The organism is Pseudomonas khorasanensis, from assembly GCF_014268505.2.
In the GTDB taxonomy this organism is placed as follows: Bacteria; Pseudomonadota; Gammaproteobacteria; order Pseudomonadales; family Pseudomonadaceae; genus Aquipseudomonas; species Aquipseudomonas khorasanensis.
The window spans coordinates 90,024-105,148 of record NZ_JABWQP020000012.1 but is presented as its reverse complement, the minus strand read 5'-3'; the positions used below and the strand labels follow the sequence as shown (position 1 = coordinate 105,148).

General features: G+C 50.7%; 10 protein-coding genes, 1 other RNA gene and 2 pseudogenes. 4 read left to right on the top strand and 9 right to left on the bottom strand.

Annotation, left to right across the window (positions count from 1 at the left end; translation table 11 throughout):
• Positions 1–130: 130 nt before the first annotated feature.
• The 5 genes and pseudogenes from HU727_RS26190 to HU727_RS21170 form a co-directional block, all read right to left on the bottom strand.
• Positions 131–844, bottom strand: a complete 714-nt coding sequence (locus tag HU727_RS26190) for a methyl-accepting chemotaxis protein (RefSeq protein WP_376779089.1) — start codon at positions 842–844, stop codon at positions 131–133.
• A gap of 144 nt (positions 845–988) precedes the next feature.
• Positions 989–1,915 (bottom strand): annotated as a pseudogene (locus HU727_RS26185) (methyl-accepting chemotaxis protein); the annotation flags it as partial.
• Positions 1,916–2,197: 282 nt separating this feature from the next.
• The gene (gene rimJ / locus HU727_RS21180; protein WP_186533592.1) at positions 2,198–2,785 is read right to left on the bottom strand and encodes a ribosomal protein S5-alanine N-acetyltransferase; all 588 of its coding nucleotides are present in this window, start codon (positions 2,783–2,785) and stop codon (positions 2,198–2,200) included.
• 237 nt (positions 2,786–3,022) lie between these two features.
• A complete protein-coding gene (locus HU727_RS21175; protein WP_186533593.1) occupies positions 3,023–3,871 on the bottom strand; it encodes a hypothetical protein in 849 nt (282 codons plus the stop codon).
• Positions 3,872–4,568: 697 nt separating this feature from the next.
• Positions 4,569–4,901 carry an MFS transporter gene (locus HU727_RS21170; protein WP_186533594.1) on the bottom strand — a complete coding sequence of 111 codons (333 nt, stop codon included), beginning with the start codon at positions 4,899–4,901 and terminating at the stop codon, positions 4,569–4,571.
• Positions 4,902–5,418: 517 nt separating this feature from the next.
• On the opposite strand from HU727_RS21170, the gene HU727_RS21165 reads away from it, so the two are divergent.
• From HU727_RS21165 to HU727_RS21150, 4 genes are all read left to right on the top strand, one after another.
• Positions 5,419–6,240 carry a hypothetical protein gene (locus HU727_RS21165; protein WP_186533595.1) on the top strand — a complete coding sequence of 274 codons (822 nt, stop codon included), beginning with the start codon at positions 5,419–5,421 and terminating at the stop codon, positions 6,238–6,240.
• 91 nt (positions 6,241–6,331) lie between these two features.
• Positions 6,332–10,009: an ORC-CDC6 family AAA ATPase gene (locus HU727_RS21160; protein ID WP_186533596.1), complete on the top strand. Its 3,678-nt coding sequence runs from the start codon at positions 6,332–6,334 to the stop codon at positions 10,007–10,009.
• Between the two features lie 160 nt (positions 10,010–10,169).
• On the top strand, positions 10,170–11,936 hold the full coding sequence (locus tag HU727_RS21155) for an ATP-dependent nuclease (protein ID WP_186533597.1): 1,767 nt from the start codon (positions 10,170–10,172) through the stop codon (positions 11,934–11,936).
• A gap of 51 nt (positions 11,937–11,987) precedes the next feature.
• Positions 11,988–13,034, top strand: coding sequence for a DNA cytosine methyltransferase (locus HU727_RS21150; protein ID WP_186533598.1), 1,047 nt, complete (start codon positions 11,988–11,990; stop codon positions 13,032–13,034).
• 261 nt (positions 13,035–13,295) lie between these two features.
• Here HU727_RS21150 and HU727_RS21145 read toward each other — a convergent pair whose 3' ends face one another.
• The 4 genes and pseudogenes from HU727_RS21145 to HU727_RS21130 all read right to left on the bottom strand — a co-directional run bounded on the left by HU727_RS21145 (position 13,296) and on the right by HU727_RS21130 (position 15,060).
• Positions 13,296–13,628, bottom strand: coding sequence for a hypothetical protein (locus tag HU727_RS21145; RefSeq protein WP_186533599.1), 333 nt, complete (start codon positions 13,626–13,628; stop codon positions 13,296–13,298).
• A 34-nt stretch (positions 13,629–13,662) separates the two neighbouring features.
• Positions 13,663–14,097, bottom strand: a pseudogene (locus tag HU727_RS21140) (integrase arm-type DNA-binding domain-containing protein); the annotation flags it as partial.
• A 188-nt stretch (positions 14,098–14,285) separates the two neighbouring features.
• Positions 14,286–14,682: a transfer-messenger RNA gene (ssrA, locus tag HU727_RS21135) on the bottom strand.
• A 96-nt stretch (positions 14,683–14,778) separates the two neighbouring features.
• Entirely contained in the window at positions 14,779–15,060 is a 282-nt protein-coding gene (locus tag HU727_RS21130) for a PA2433 domain-containing protein (protein ID WP_186533600.1), read from the bottom strand.
• Positions 15,061–15,125 lie beyond the last annotated feature (65 nt).

Genomic DNA, 15,125 nt, shown 5'->3' with positions numbered 1-15,125 from the left:
AAGACAGATGGCAAAGCGAGGCGGTAGGAGGACGGCTTGATGCGTGTGCGAAACGACGACTTGTTGGAGGGTCAACGCAATCGCGGGCGAGCCCGCGACTGTTTTTTTGTGTTTCAGTGCTGAACGAACATCAAACGCGGAAGTGGCTCACCATCTGCTGCAACTGGCCGCCCAGACGCGCCAGCTCAACGCTCGACGCTGCGGTCTCGTCACTGGCCGCTGCGGTCTGTTCCGACACGTCGCGCACGTTGATGATGCTGCGGCTGATCTCTTCGGCCACGGCGCTCTGCTGTTCGGCAGCGGCGGCGATCTGCTGGTTCATCGACTGGATGTTCGACACGGTGCGGGTGATGTTTTCCAGCGATACACCGGCCTTGCGCGTCAGCGCGACGCTGCTGTCGGTCAGCGCGCGGCTGTTGTTCATCACCGCCGAAACTTGCTGGGTGCCGTTCTGCAGACCGGCGACCAGACCTTCGATTTCTTCGGTAGATTTCTGCGTACGCTGAGCCAGGCCACGGACTTCGTCTGCAACCACGGCGAAACCACGCCCGGCTTCACCGGCACGCGCCGCTTCGATCGCAGCGTTGAGCGCGAGCAAGTTGGTCTGTTCGGCAACCGCCTTGATCACGTCCATGACGCTGCCAATCTTGTCGCTTTCCTGTTGCAGCACGCTCATCGCTTCGGTCGAACGCACCACTTCGCTGGCCAGACGCTCAATCTGCGCGATGGCCTCATTCACAACCTTGTCGCCTTCACGGGCTTCGCCGTCCGCAGCGGCGGCGGCTTGCGAAGCTTCTTCGGCGTTGCGCGCAACTTCCTGCACGGTGGCGGTCATTTCGTGCATGGCAGTGGCGACCTGATCGGTCTCGATTTTCTGGCTGTTCACACCGGCGCTGGTCTGCTCGGTCACGGCCGACAGTTCTTCGGCAGCGCTGGCGATCTGGGTGACGCCATCGCGAATGCCGCTGATCAGCTCACGCAGGGTCACGCCCATGCGGGCGATGCCTTGTTGCAGCACGCCGAGTTCGTCGCGACGGGTGACAGTGACATTCTGGGTCAGGTCGCCGCTGGCGATGCGCTCGACCACGGCCAGGGTTTCTTGCAGTGGGCGGGTGATCTGACGGGTGATGATCACGGCAGCGATCACGCCCACCAGCAGCGCCAGCAAGGTGCTGATCAACTGGAAGGTGCGTGCCTGGGCGCTTTCGACGTCACGGCGATCAAGCTGGATCTGGTACAGCTGCTCGCTCAGGGCGACGATGGTGGTGCCCTGATCAGTCATTTCCTTACGCGCCTGCACGGCATCGGTGTTGGCGTTTTTGTACGCCATCAACGCGCTGCGGTAGCTGGTCAGCGCGGTTTCCAATTGGCGCAAGGCATCCTGTTGAGTCGCAGCGAAATGCACGTTCAAGGACTTGAGGCTGGCAATGGACGCGTCGATCTGACCGACGGCTCTCTGTTCGGTTTCGGCGTTGGTGGTGGCGGTGTAACCACGCACTTCATAGCGCGCGAGGATGAACGCTTCCTTGGCGGCAGTGATGGCCTGGAACTGTTCGAAGCGCTGATCGCTCAAGTCCTGTTGCTGCACGCGCTGGCTGATCGATTCGATCAGGTTGTACGCGGTCTGGGCGTTGGCGCTCATGGTGTCGCGAGCGCTGTTGCCGGTGCGGTAGGCGTTGCGCATTTTGTTCAGCGACGTCTGGTACTCGGCAATGGTCGCTGCCTGTTGCTTGAGCAGTTTGACGTTTTCCGGGCTTTTGAATTTGCTGATCAGCGCCTGCTGCTGAGCGGCGAAGCTTTCAAGGGTGGTCTGCACATTCTGCGCGGCGGTTTCGTCGCCGTTGGTCAGCATGTATTGCAGGCGCACCACGCGCAGTTTGGTCAGGCCGGCGTTGAGCTGAGTGATGTCGCTCATCCAGTTGCTGCGGTCGATCAGGCCGCCGAGGCTGGTCCAGCCAGTCAGCGCCAGAATGCAGGTCAGGGCCAGCACGAGGCCGAAGCCCAGGCCGAGTTTCAGGTTTACGCTGATGTTACCGAACCAGCTATTCATGCAAATCCTCCAGAAACGTTGGGTTTCTTGGTCGTCAGTTAGGCTGGAAGATTGTTGTTTTTTTGAGCCAGCAGGGGTGTTAGCAGGTCTGTATCGGCCGCAAATCCGAGAGCTGAAAGGTTTTTGTCGGGTGGATTTGGTACTACCTCAGCCGAGGCGCCGCGACCAACGTTTCTCCGGCGCCTCGAATCCAGAATTGACCAGCGCCGTCAGCACATGGTCCTGCCAGCGCCCGGCAATGCTCAGATACGCCTTCGCATACCCCTCGTGCTCAAAGCCCAAACGCTCAAGCAAGCGCGCGCTGCGCTCATTGCCGGGAATGTAATTGGCCATGATCCGGTGCAGATTCTGCGTATCGAACATGTAACCAATCCCGGCCTCCAGCGCCTCCTGCATCAAGCCTTGGCCCTGATGGGCTTCGTCAATGTGATAACCCAGATAACACGCCTGAAACGCCCCGCGAATAATCCCGCTGAAATTGCACGCGCCAATCATCTGCTGCCCGTCCGGCGTCAACAACGCGAAATGCATCGCCAGGCCCGCTTCGAAGGCGCTGGCCTGAATCTCAAGGCGGCGGCGGATGTTATCGGTGGAAAAGTAATCGGTCGTGCGGATCGGCGACCAAGGCGCGAGATGGCGCCGGTTGCGCTGGTAGAACGCACTCTCGAGTTCGGCCTGATCGGGAGCGAGGATGGCCAATGTCAGGCGCGGGCAGGGCAGGGATAACAACGGCATCGAGCGCTCCTTGGCGACGGATCTGCTGGCAGAGTCGCGCAATTGGTAGGGGGCGGCAAGGTGCGCTGGATCGCAGACGAAAAAAAGCCCGCTAGGAGCGCGGGCGAACCGTAGTTTCTTGAATGAGCGAGTGGACTTTACAGGCTGGCCGGGCAGGGCGCAGTGAAGAAAAATTCATCTCGATTTAACCTGTTTAACAGGCGTCTCGACAGTCTTTCTTCAGCAGGTAATGAATTATCAGCGCCCATACAGCACCGTATTCATCAACGCATTGACCTGATTTGGCATCGTGTGGATGAACCAGTCGAACGCAAGACCCGAGGCGAGCAGGTACGCAAGAACCAGCAATATCGGCATGAAGATGATGTTTTTTCGCAGATTGGCGTACTTGCGGGTTTTTCTGGAAAGCCAGGGTTCGTGAGTGCCATTGTTATTGGCATGAGCACCCGCAACGATGAAGTAGGTTGAAAAAAGCATCATGCGAAGGCTGGCATAGATAAACAGCATTACGCCTGCCAAGTGCGGAAAAAACCACTGCATGCCTTGCACGCCAAAGTGCTGTTTTATGCCGGTCAGGCCCTGCTCGTTGATGATCTGCTGGCTGTATTGAAAGTCCTGCGGCGCCAGAGTCGGCGTAAAGGCTTCGTCGGTGAGGAAGGTGGCGGCCACACAGAATGCCAAGGAACAAAACAGCGCAACGACCCACTGACTGCCCGCGAAGAAGCCCCGGTAAAGGCTATGCAGCGTTCCTCCAGCCCACAGTGAAATAGTGAACAGCGTGATCCAGGAAAGCAGGTTGAGTATTTCAACCCTGAAAAACAGATAAATGAGCCCGGCAACCACCATCAGCATGCAGATGAACGGAGTCATATCCTGGCTTGTACTAGCGGCGTTCACGCCCGGCGGTGGATTTACCACCGTGTTGAAGGTCAGGTTTACAGAATGGCCCGGCTGATTGGCGGATTGTGGTGAATCACCCTTCAATATCCGGTCCAGAATCGCCCCCAGCACCAGGCCGAGGATGGTGAAGAAAAGCGATATGTAGATATCGACTTCCTTGGATTGAATTGTTTCGATGAAACTCATGTTTTGTCGCCTTCCTTGTGCAGGTTGAGTATTCCACGTGCGAACCGGTTTTCTCTGCGAGGCATCCAGCCAGCCGCGGGATGGTAAATGGGTGGATGTGGTTTGGCTATCTTTGGGGTTTTTTGGGGCGGTGTTGGGTGGTGCTTGGTGGCCCGCCGGTTGTCGATGGGTATGAGGGGTGTGGTTAGGGAATCGGGTGTTGCGGTTTTCCGAGGGGCGGATGTGACGAAGTCCGCACTTGGCGGGCTTTGTTGTTGAGAGTTGGTGGGCCGGGGTAATCTGAACTGAACTCCTATCCTCTTGTTTATTATCGCTAAATATATTTATTTATTCTCATTGGAATACCAGTTGGAATACCCAACGAGCATATCTATGCTCTGGCACGTCGCTGGCAATCGATTTTCGGCCTTGCTTCTCATCTACGGTCTGGGGCGATCTTCCTGCCGCTCTTAGAACGCAGGTTAGTCTTGATAAGAGGCTGCAGGTGGTGAATGGTAGAAACCGGCCAATGGCGGGCTTTCGATCAAATGCCTCTGACAAGTTGCATGCAGTTGCCCACGTTGCTCAAATTTTCTATTAAACCGGTTTTGCTATGTGCAAAAGGTCGTCACTGCGGCGAGTACCAGCAGGATAAAACTTTTGAGAAATCTTATGCGATAGCCGATCCCGTCGAAAAGCAGTCCGCTGAGGGTAGAACTCAACGCAATGGATAGCTAATGACTGCCACCATCGGACCGCCACCAGTTTCAGCATTGTTGGGCAAAGCCTTGGCCAACCACGACCACCGCCCCATAGGTTGCGCCGTCGCAATCAGGTCCCTCAGTCCAAGCAGTACTAAAGCTGCCAAGATTCCGCCGTCAAGGACGATCAAGGAAAATGCAATGACGGCCATCAAGAGTGGAACGCAGGCCAAGCGCAGTACATGATGGTTTTCGGGAAAGCGCTGATTAGAATGGTCCCGACAAATCCCGTCACGGCGATAACCAGAAGGATCATCGACAAACTGCCGGTTAGAAAGACTTGCCAACACTGTTGACAGCCTTCAGACGGACTGTAAAGACATCGGTACAAATTCGGCCTCGGGACATCTTCCCACTACATCAATGAAGGTAAAAAAGAGAATTTTTTGCCCTTTACTAAGATCTAGGCATTGTCGTTGACCCTACAAAACGGCAGTATCCGGATACCCGTAGACACGGCTTCGCAGAATATCTAGTCCCGTGTCCTTCGTTACGATCACCGAAACTGAACATGGATGTAGGGCACTGATGATAAACATTAGGTCCACCGACGATGAGATCACACGATTTCTGCTGGAAATCAAACACGATGCTTTTTCGGACGTTGAGGTCGCAGCACAGCTAGCCAAAACGCTATCCAGTTCCGGATTAACGTTCTGCTCTCGCCTCCAACAGACCGCTGATGTCGCGTCAACCGGAGGCCCGTCATCCCTCAGTACCCTTCTATGCCCCCTGTACTTACGAGCAGCAGGTCTTCTCGTGCCGAAATTAGCGGTGCCAGGGCGCCCAGCGGGAGGTGTCGACTGCTTGGCACAAATCAGTGGTTATAAGACTGAGCTCACGACCGAAGAACTGCACGATGTAATGGACAAGAATGGCTATGCCCATTTTTTGGATGCCGGCAGGTACGCTCCACTCGATGCTAGATTGTTTTCGCTACGAAAACTCTATGGAGCGCTACAAGTTCCGACATTGGTCGTTGCAAGTCTGCTTGCAAAAAAAATCGCAGTAGGAGTTGTAAGAGCAGGCTTAGACGTCAGGGTTGCGCCTCACGGAAATTTTGGGTCGTCATGGACTACAGCGAAAGAGAACGCCAATCTTTTCATTAACGCTGCTCAGTTATGTAATATTAAAGCTTTTCCTGTATTGACTGATGCACGATTCCCCTATCAACCTTATATAGGCCGAAGTGAAGCATTGTTGGCCTTGTCAGAAGTGTTTCAAGGTTCAAGTTCTATTTGGCTGTCAGAACATGTTGAACAATGTAAGTTGTTAGCTATGTCGGCAGCGCCTTCCTCCCTCCACGAAAAAATAGCGAACGTCGGAAGCTCCGAACTCGAAACGCGCTTCTTTGATAATATCAAAGCTCAAGGCGGATCAGTTAAGTCGTTCAAAACAAAAATAGCTGAGACTCGCTTCTTACATGCCCAACAGATTACGGCAGAAGAGGATGGTTTTTTCACCATTTCATTAGATCGAATTAGAAAAGCTCTAATTGCCTTTCAAGCACGCGTCGAGAATAAAGAAAATCTCTTCCCAGATCCCTCTGGCGTTATTTTGATAAAAAGACCCGGCGAGTGGGTTAAAAAAGGACAAGCGTTGGCAACAATCCGTATTGCTGACCAATAAAATACGCAAGCCATAATCCAAGAGCTGAGATTAGGGATTTGCAAAACATCATCGATGCCTTTTGGTATCAGCGGTGAAGGAGTAGCGCTGGATGAGTAAGTATTGTTGTTTCTTTTGCCCTGAGAAAGATTACTCAGAAAAAAAGCTGGAAGACCTATGCAAGCATTGTAACCGCCCATATGGCTTCCCTCTGAGCTCTCGTCCATCTCAGATCCGTGATTACGTGGTGACTCGCGACCTTGGAAGAGGGTTCTACGGTGCAGCATTCGTCGCAGAAAGAGGTCCATTCAAACGAAAATTTGTACTTAAAATCGCACCGGTAGATTTTTATACTTTTTTCAACAAAACTTCTTTTGATGAGGAAACGCAGCTTCATGCGCGTCTCGCTGAAGCTGCCGAACACGTAGTTGGGATTGATGATAGATTTGACGAGGAAATAGTTTTTTCCGATGGCACAAAACTACTATGTCACGTAACAGTATTGGATTTTGTTAATGGCGACCTGCTTCGAGATTACTTGGATGGAGCCAAAATACCCACCGCGGCAACGATTTGTCAGATCGCGATAGACCTACTACGGATCAGGGCGGAATTCGAGACTAACGAGCTAAACCATAACGATCTTCACGCAGAAAATTTAATTGTCGAAGAACTCGCTCCTACAGCACGTAGGCAGAATGCAATAGACGACTCCATTAGAGTAAAAGCGATAGACCTTGGAAGTATATCGGACGCGAGCAAAAGTGGTAATGGTCGTCACGGGGACTTGCTCTTTATTGCAGAGCATGTCGACGGCCTATTACATAAACTATTGGTTAATCCTACGGAATTAGAAGATCGTGATTATCGTACTGCGTTAGCACTTCAAGGGATAATCCACAGCTTACTGTCCGACGCTCAAAATTTACGCCAACCTAATCCGAATGATCTGATAAGTCAGATAGAAGATGCCTTCTCTCGCGCTGCACAACCATGGAAGCCATGGAGCGCACCATTCAAACTGAAAGGATTCGGCGATCACTATAATGCGCAAACTCTTGTATCGTGGGATGTTCCGCAACTATTGGTTGATCCAGAAGGGCGATGGTTATCAGAGGTTACCAAACCGGGGCCTCAGATAATAACGGGTATGCGTGGTTGCGGTAAAACAATGCTTCTCAGGGCATTGGACATTCATGCCCGAGCATCCGTTGGGAAGAATGAAGACGCAACAAAAGCCATAGAAAGAATCAAGGAAGATGGATTTTTTGGGCTTTTTGTATCGGCTCAGCGCCTACTGGATCTTAGACAGTCAACAGCCAAATTAGAGCATCGGCTGACAAGACTTTTTGTATACTACGCACTCCAAGCAGCAAGGGCATTGATGCACCTGCGTGACTTAAGTGCACAAATCGTCCTGCCGAATGCACATACCAAGCTATCATCCGCTGTAGCTGACTTTTTAGAGGGTGCTGATTCATTAAAAGAGGCATCTTCAATTGATGACTTGGAACGGCGGCTTGAACGAATCGCAGTAATGACATCTAGGGGTAGCACTGACTTTTTGGTGAAACAGTCACCAGCAGATGTTTTCCAGCACTTGGCGGAGCAGTTTAAAAGTTGCGCTACAGTAACAGCCAACTCTTCTATATTCTTCTTATTAGATGACGTGTCAACACGCTATCTTGAGCTGGAGCGCATTGACGAGATATTGTCAGCATTGCTATTTCAAAGTCCGGCGTGCGCGTTTAAATTTACTTCAGAATGGCAAACGATCGAGCTAGGTCTTCGTTCTCCAGGTCGCATTCATCCTATCAGGGTAGATCGAGATTTAGCGGTATTTGATCTTGGTGCAGACGTTTACGACACAATTAATTCTAGCGGCAAAGGCCGCGGAGAAGATTTTGTCGAGAAAATATTGCAGCAGCGGGCGAACTTTCATATATCACATCCTAAGTATAGCCCTAGAGACTTATTAGGTGACGTTCCACTCGAACAGGTCGCCAAAGAGATTGCCTCGTCAAGTTCTACTTCCAAAGAGAAAAAACAAGCATATCGAGGACTTTCGTGTTTAACAAGCGTATGTGTAGGAGACATAGGGGATGTCATTAAGCTCTATGAAGAGATTATCAAACGTGCATCAACTAATAGAACGCGAATGACACTTCCTATATCGGAGGCCTTACAAGCAGATTGCTTCCAAGCCATAAGCTCGCGGCGTCTGTACGACCTCAATAGACGTGGCGGCTATTATAAAAATCATGCTTTGGCATTTGCGCAAGCGGCGCATGATCTGTTGACGCGATCTTATAGAGAAGCAGTTAAGAACAACCAGGCGACACCAAGATTACGCCAGTACTCATCGTTATATGTTCGAGTCACCACGGATAATCAAGAAAGCCTTAGACAGCAAATCGATCAACTTAGGGAGTTAATAGACGCTGGCGTATTCGTTTATGCCGGCGGCGCCCCTCGTTCCAAAACGAAAGATTCAAATCCGATGCAGCAATTTAAGCTTAGCTATAGAAAAATTTATGGTTTGGCTGCCTTTATTGGCCTTGCTGATAGAGACCGTTTTGAACTTTCCGGAGAAGATCTTGGGGACTGGCTCGAAAACCCTGATAAAGACATTCTATTACGTAATCAAATTAAGAATGAAGTAGACAGTGGGCTAGACAGAGCGACTACATCGCCTGTTTCTATTCAACCTGTCGTCGAGTCAACCCCAGCAGAATCGAATTATCAAGCTAGCCTTTTTCAAGAGGGAGTCGAATTGGGCCAAAATGAACCAAATATGCCGCCATCAGGCGGATTTGCGGCCAAGCCGATAGATGTGAATGTAGCAGCGATCGATGTATCGGCTCTTTCCGGGATGGAGATAGGCGGGACTTTGGTGGGGCTGGGTTTCGAGGATCGTACCCTCGCATCAAATGAGTTGTTAGCGGCAAATGTTAAAAGTGGACTTGTACATACGATTCGATACGACCATGCAGGCCACGCGGCCGCGATAAAAAGCGCTTGGGAGGCCGCCGGACTAGAAGTTTCCGAAACTGAATACCGAACAGCTATGCTAGCTTTACCACGGTTTTCTGGTCTAGCGCTGATCGATATATCTGGGCTATCAAAACCATTAATTTTTTCCGCGATAAGGCGTGAACTTCAGGAAAAGGGAAGGGTACTAGTCTGCCATATGTCCGCTGAACAGCATTATCCGCTACAAGCCGATCTAGAAAGTATCTTTACCGCCGAGAAAGCTAAAGACCCAATCGCATTACTCGAAAGTCTCGGCCAAGTATTAAAAGGTGAAGAAGGACCGTATAAAGATGTGAAACTGCTAGACGAAGATGTCGACTTATCCAGAAGTAGAGCTCTTTTAGCATTTGCTTCCGCTAAACACGAACGACTTTCATCCCTTCTCGATCAGCGTGAATTTGATTATGTCGAGGTTATAGCTCCAACGGGTGACGAACCGCGAGCAAGAGTCGCCAACTATGCGGCTGAGTTCGTTTGCCAGAACTTCCAAAACTCTAAAGTCACAAGAGTTCCAGGTCACGATCTAAAAGAGATGATGGAGTATCTAGATGCCCGCTATCTTGATATATACGGTACAGCTGGGGCAAACATAGAAATAGGCTTAACGGGGTCGAAAATCCAAGCTGTTGCAGCAGCGATCCTTAGCGCTCGGCGAAAGGTCGCACAGGCATGGTATTTGAGTCCAACAAAATTCGATGAGGCGCGTTTTTCTGCCGGAGTGGGAGAAGCTCGCATATACGACATCACAGTATCTTAATCGGGTATTTAAAAAACCTCTTAAATTGGGTGGCGTATTCTACGCAATTTAGGAGGGTATTGGTAAGAGGGCGAAAGCAGCCTCACCAATTGACACAAGAAATGCTGATCACTAAAATTACTAGAAATTAAAAATACACAGGTTCGAGAGAAAGCCTCCAATGACGGAAGACTCCATAAAAAAAATTGTAGCTGAGCTTAAAAAATTTTCTCCTGGAGTGCCTCTTCTCAACTATATAACACATGCAAGATTTCCAAACTTCAAGGGCCTAGAGCGCAATGCAAGAATTGACTTTTCTTTCCCTTTTACAGCACTAGTAGGTGCTAACGGAATTGGCAAAAGCTCAATATTACATGCTCTGCACGGCATGCCAGAAGGAGAAAGTACTGCAAAGTTTTGGTTCGCAACTGCACTCGACCCTATTAAAACCATAGTTAAAGACCCACCAAGATATATATATGGACATTGGAATACCTCTTTCAATGGATCGGTAGAAACACGTAAAGCAAGGGTGTATAGCCGCCTAAGGGACTATGAGTATTGGGAGCCTACAAAAGCAACCAAAGGCGACAGCATGCAGGTAATTCCTAAAGAGCTATATGCTCGAAAAGACAAAGACCGATGGAACGCTGTCGAGCGCACTGTGGTTTACAAAAACATGAAGGTTGTTATTGGCGCCTTCGATAGAACGTTTAATTTTGGTAAAGATAGTGATCAGCTCGCAGCTAAACACGCGGAGATGCGAACCGGCGCTAAAAGGCTGAAAAGCGTTGTGGATCGGCAAGCTTCAAGTTGGTTGCTTGGTGGTGGGCCAGAGCGTGTATTTGAAAACCGCCAGCTCTTACCAGAAGAGCTGAAACATGTTTCGCAGATCCTCGGTCGCACATACATCTCTGCTCAATACATCAAGCATTCGCTGTATCCAGAGCAGAAAGGTGGGGATGTGAGCGTCATATTCGACCGAGGATTTAAATACTCCGAGGCATTTGCAGGTAGCGGAGAAGTCGCGATAGTAAGTTTGGTAGTAAGCATTATTAAGGCACCGAAGTATGCTTTGGTTTTGCTCGATGAGCCTGAGACATCTCTCCATCCTGGGGCTCAACGTGAGTTGTTACTCTTTCTTTTAACGCAGATAAAGAAAAAGCATCTACAGATAGTAATTTCCACGCACTCAATGGAATTCCTTCAAGGATTGCCCAATACTGCTATTAAGGTTTTCGAGGACAATGGAGAGGGTAAGTCTCGCATATTAAATGAGTGCTCTCCTTTTATAGCTCTCAACCGTTTAGGAAAGCCCGCGCCGAATAAAAAGCGCATATATGTAGAAGATATCTTAGCTAAGGCGACCGTAGAGCGTGCCGTAGAGGGGTTCGATGCTGGCGAACGAAGTGCTCTCGAAATTGTTGTAGCACCAGGAGGTGCTCAAGGAATTCTTGCAAATCAGATTCCGACGCATATGACAGCAGAAACTGACTGTTACGTTTTACTCGATGGTGACCAGCAGAAAGTTGCAACTTTTACGGATCCAGATGCCCTCTCACCGAATGACTATGCGCAACTAGAGGGAATAATAAAAGAGGAAGTAGGCTCCAAACCAAATTTTGCACTCAATGGAGGGAATGACGCGTCAGGAAAGGCGGCGGATAAAATACAAAAACATCTGGATTATCTACGCTGGATCCGTGAGCGTTTGGCGTTCTTGCCCCAAAAATGCCCTGACGCGATAATACTGAATGATGATGAGCGACGAGGACTCAGCAGCTCCGACGAGTTCAAGCGCGTACTTCGCAAAAAAATTGGCATTAATCAGTCCCCTGAGGGCTCAATTGGCGTTGCAAGGTATCTATTAGGGCAGCTGCCGGATGATAATGCCGACCTGACGGTAATACGAACCACCTTGAGACGTTGGCTAGACGCTGCTGCGTAGGCCTCTCAACCGTCCTTACCTTGACCTTGAACCACGTAATACTGTGAATTTATGACGCTAGCTACCACTGAAAATCGGAGACTCACTGCGCTTGACCTATTCAGCGGTTGCGGAGGTTTGAGCGTTGGCTTGCATCAAGCGGGCTTTCATGTGCTCGGAGCGGTGGAAATAGATGGTAAAGCTCAAGCGACGTACTCACTGAATCATCCGGAGGTAAAGCTGTTCTCCGAGGATATACGCAAGCTTGACGTCTCTGAGGTCATGTCAGCTACAGGTCTTGAAAAAGGGCAGCTCGATCTACTAGCTGGATGCCCGCCATGCCAAGGTTTCTCTCGATTACGAACAAAAAACAAAGGAGCTTCGGTCTTCGACGCTCGCAATGATTTGGTGAACGATTTCCTGCGCTTCGTTAAAGAAATGCTTCCAAAAAGCATCATGATGGAGAACGTCCCAGCGCTTGCTGCAGACTCTCGCTTTAACGACCTCTGCAGTTCGATTGCAGAGCTTGGCTATTCCTACGTTGTTCAAGTTCTGGACGCCGCCGACTATAGCGTTCCACAGCGCCGCAAACGGCTGATTCTTCTGGCGTCACGAGTGCATCAGCCGGCTATTGCCGAGAAAAACTCGCAACGTGTGACGGTTCGACAAGCCATATCAGGCATCGGCGCCAGGTCGAATACTAAAGATCTGCTGCACGCCATTCCAGAGCGCCGCTCGGAAAAGGTGATGGATATCATCAAGAGGATTCCAAAGAATGGAGGAAGCCGTAAAGATCTGCCTATCGAGTTCCAATTAGAATGCCATAAAAAGGCCAACGGCTTTTTTGATGTTTACGGGCGCATGTCTTGGGACGAGGTCTCACCAACTATCACGAGTGGTTGCTTCAACCCATCGAAAGGTAGATTTTTACACCCGTCACTGAACCGCACTATCACTTTACGTGAGGCAGCAGTTCTCCAAGGCTTCCCGATTGACTATCGATTCGATATTTCGCATGGAAAAGAGTCAATCGCGTTAATGATAGGAAATGCGCTCCCCCCACCTTTCATTGCCGCGCACGCTTCTAGTTTACGAGATGGAATTATGAGGTCTTCTTAATTTTAGTATGACCATGATACTAATGCTGAATCGCCCCTTTTTTCGGAGACACTGACTTATCGAATTCGGCCGGTTTCTGCCCGTCGCAAATCGAGGCCTGTAGGTGATGGCTGGTGTTTAGTTATGCCTTGAAGCGTTGGATTGACAGTTAGCTTTGAAGCCTGTGACTGGCTACGTAGTCGAGTTTAAGGTCTCACTTCACACGGACTAGTCGACCGGGTGCCGCTGAGATTAAAGGGCTTAAGAAGTTAACGTGCCCGCTTACATTGACTTAACCGAAATAACTTCCCCAAACCTGAATTTTTTCTTGGCTATCTTTGTAGCTTCTTGCTCTGCAACCAGGGAACTGAGCGTATCGGCTTCATGTATGATCTCGTGCATCTTGCCTTCGAATTCATTCCCCACCCTTAGTGTGACTCTCAACCTGGGAGTAAAGGCTTTTGATAGTTTCTTTTTCTTCACTACCTTTGTCGGCTCCGCGACCACGATTTCCGTTGCAGTGTCTTGCCCGTGGTTGTCGATTATTGATGCGGGGGGCTCTGGCTCACCGAATAGCGCCCGACGCATCTCTTCTTCCGTCAGCTCTGTAGTCATACCATTTCTCGAGAGGGTGTCGTGTATAGCGTTACGTTGTTTTCAGGTCTGGAAATAAATGCAGCGTGAGCGACCGCCAAATGTCCTCGGCGTAGGCCGGCGTGACCGAGTCTTTCTTAAGCTCGAACCAGGCGGTGGCCACGTTCTCGAAGGTGTGTTCCGTTTCTGCGCGCTTGGCCTCGCTCAGCGTATCGCGCTGCACCTTCGGATCGATGCCTTGGGCGAGCAGCTCGCGTGCTTCGACCGCCATCTTTCGGGCGTTTGCCAGTGACAGTTCGGGGTAGGTGCCCAAGCCCATGTTGATACGGTTCTTGGTCACCGGTTCACGGTAATTGAAATTCCACAGCAGAGAGCCATTGCTGCGTACACGGAGCTGTAAGCCGTCACCGTCGGTGAGGACATAATCCTTGGACGCGGGTTTGACTCCCTTGAGCTGCCGATCGGAGAGGCGGAGGGTTTGAGCAGGCATGAGATTTTTCCTCAGGCTCTGATTTGGTATTCCAAAGATTAGCACCGGATGGCCTGGAATACCGTTTGGAATACCCGAATGGCTGGAACTCAAAAAATCTCAAAAAACCGCAAAAGCGCTGGAAGCCGCGTGTTTGCTGGATTTCAGGCACAAAAAAAGACGTCCGTGGACGTCTTTAGATGATGAAGTGGTGGAGCCGGGGGGATTTGAACCCCCGTCCGCCAGTACTCCGCTGTCGGTACTACATGCGTAGCCGTGTCTATTAAGTTAACCCTCAGCGACCCGACGGGCAGGGTGCTTTGGGCGAGTTGTGTAAGTTTTAGCCGCTTCGTCCACAACGTACTGCACGGCGATTCTGTTCTATATGACAATCACTTTGGGTTTACAGACATCCCCTGGTGATTGCTGGACCCGAAGGTACCAGAAGCTCAGGGCTAAGGCTGCTTACGCAGCGAGAGCGAATTCCTGGCCGTAGTTTTCGTCATTGGCAACTATAAGTAGTTGCAACAGTGGATTTACGACTTCTGTTACCAAGTCGGCATGCACCTAAAGTTTCGCAACCGGCGTCGAATCCTAAACGGCCCCGAACTCATTGCCCGGTAAATCTGTTCGGGCAACAAGCGTGCACAGTGTACGCCAATCAGCCGACGAGGCCAACCCGCAGGTTGGCCGGGTTACTGATCACTTGTTCGTTCCGTCGGAAGTTTTGCGGATTTCCAGGATGGTCTGCTGGGTTTCCGCCACGCAATCGTCGATCTTGCCTTGTGCCTTCAAGGCCTGTGCCCTGCTTACGCTGGCTTCGACCCGACCGGCGAGTTCCGGCGACGACTGGAGGTCAGTCTTGGCGTTGTTGATGGTTTGTATGTTGGCATCACACAAGTCAGCAGGCTTGTCAGCGGCGAACGAAGTGGAGGCCATCATCGAGGCAGTAACGAACAGACCTAACAGTACAGAACGCTTCATGTGTATCTCCTTGAACTGAGGGATCCAGGCTTCGCTGACCGCAGGGCGAGCCACCGAATGGAGGA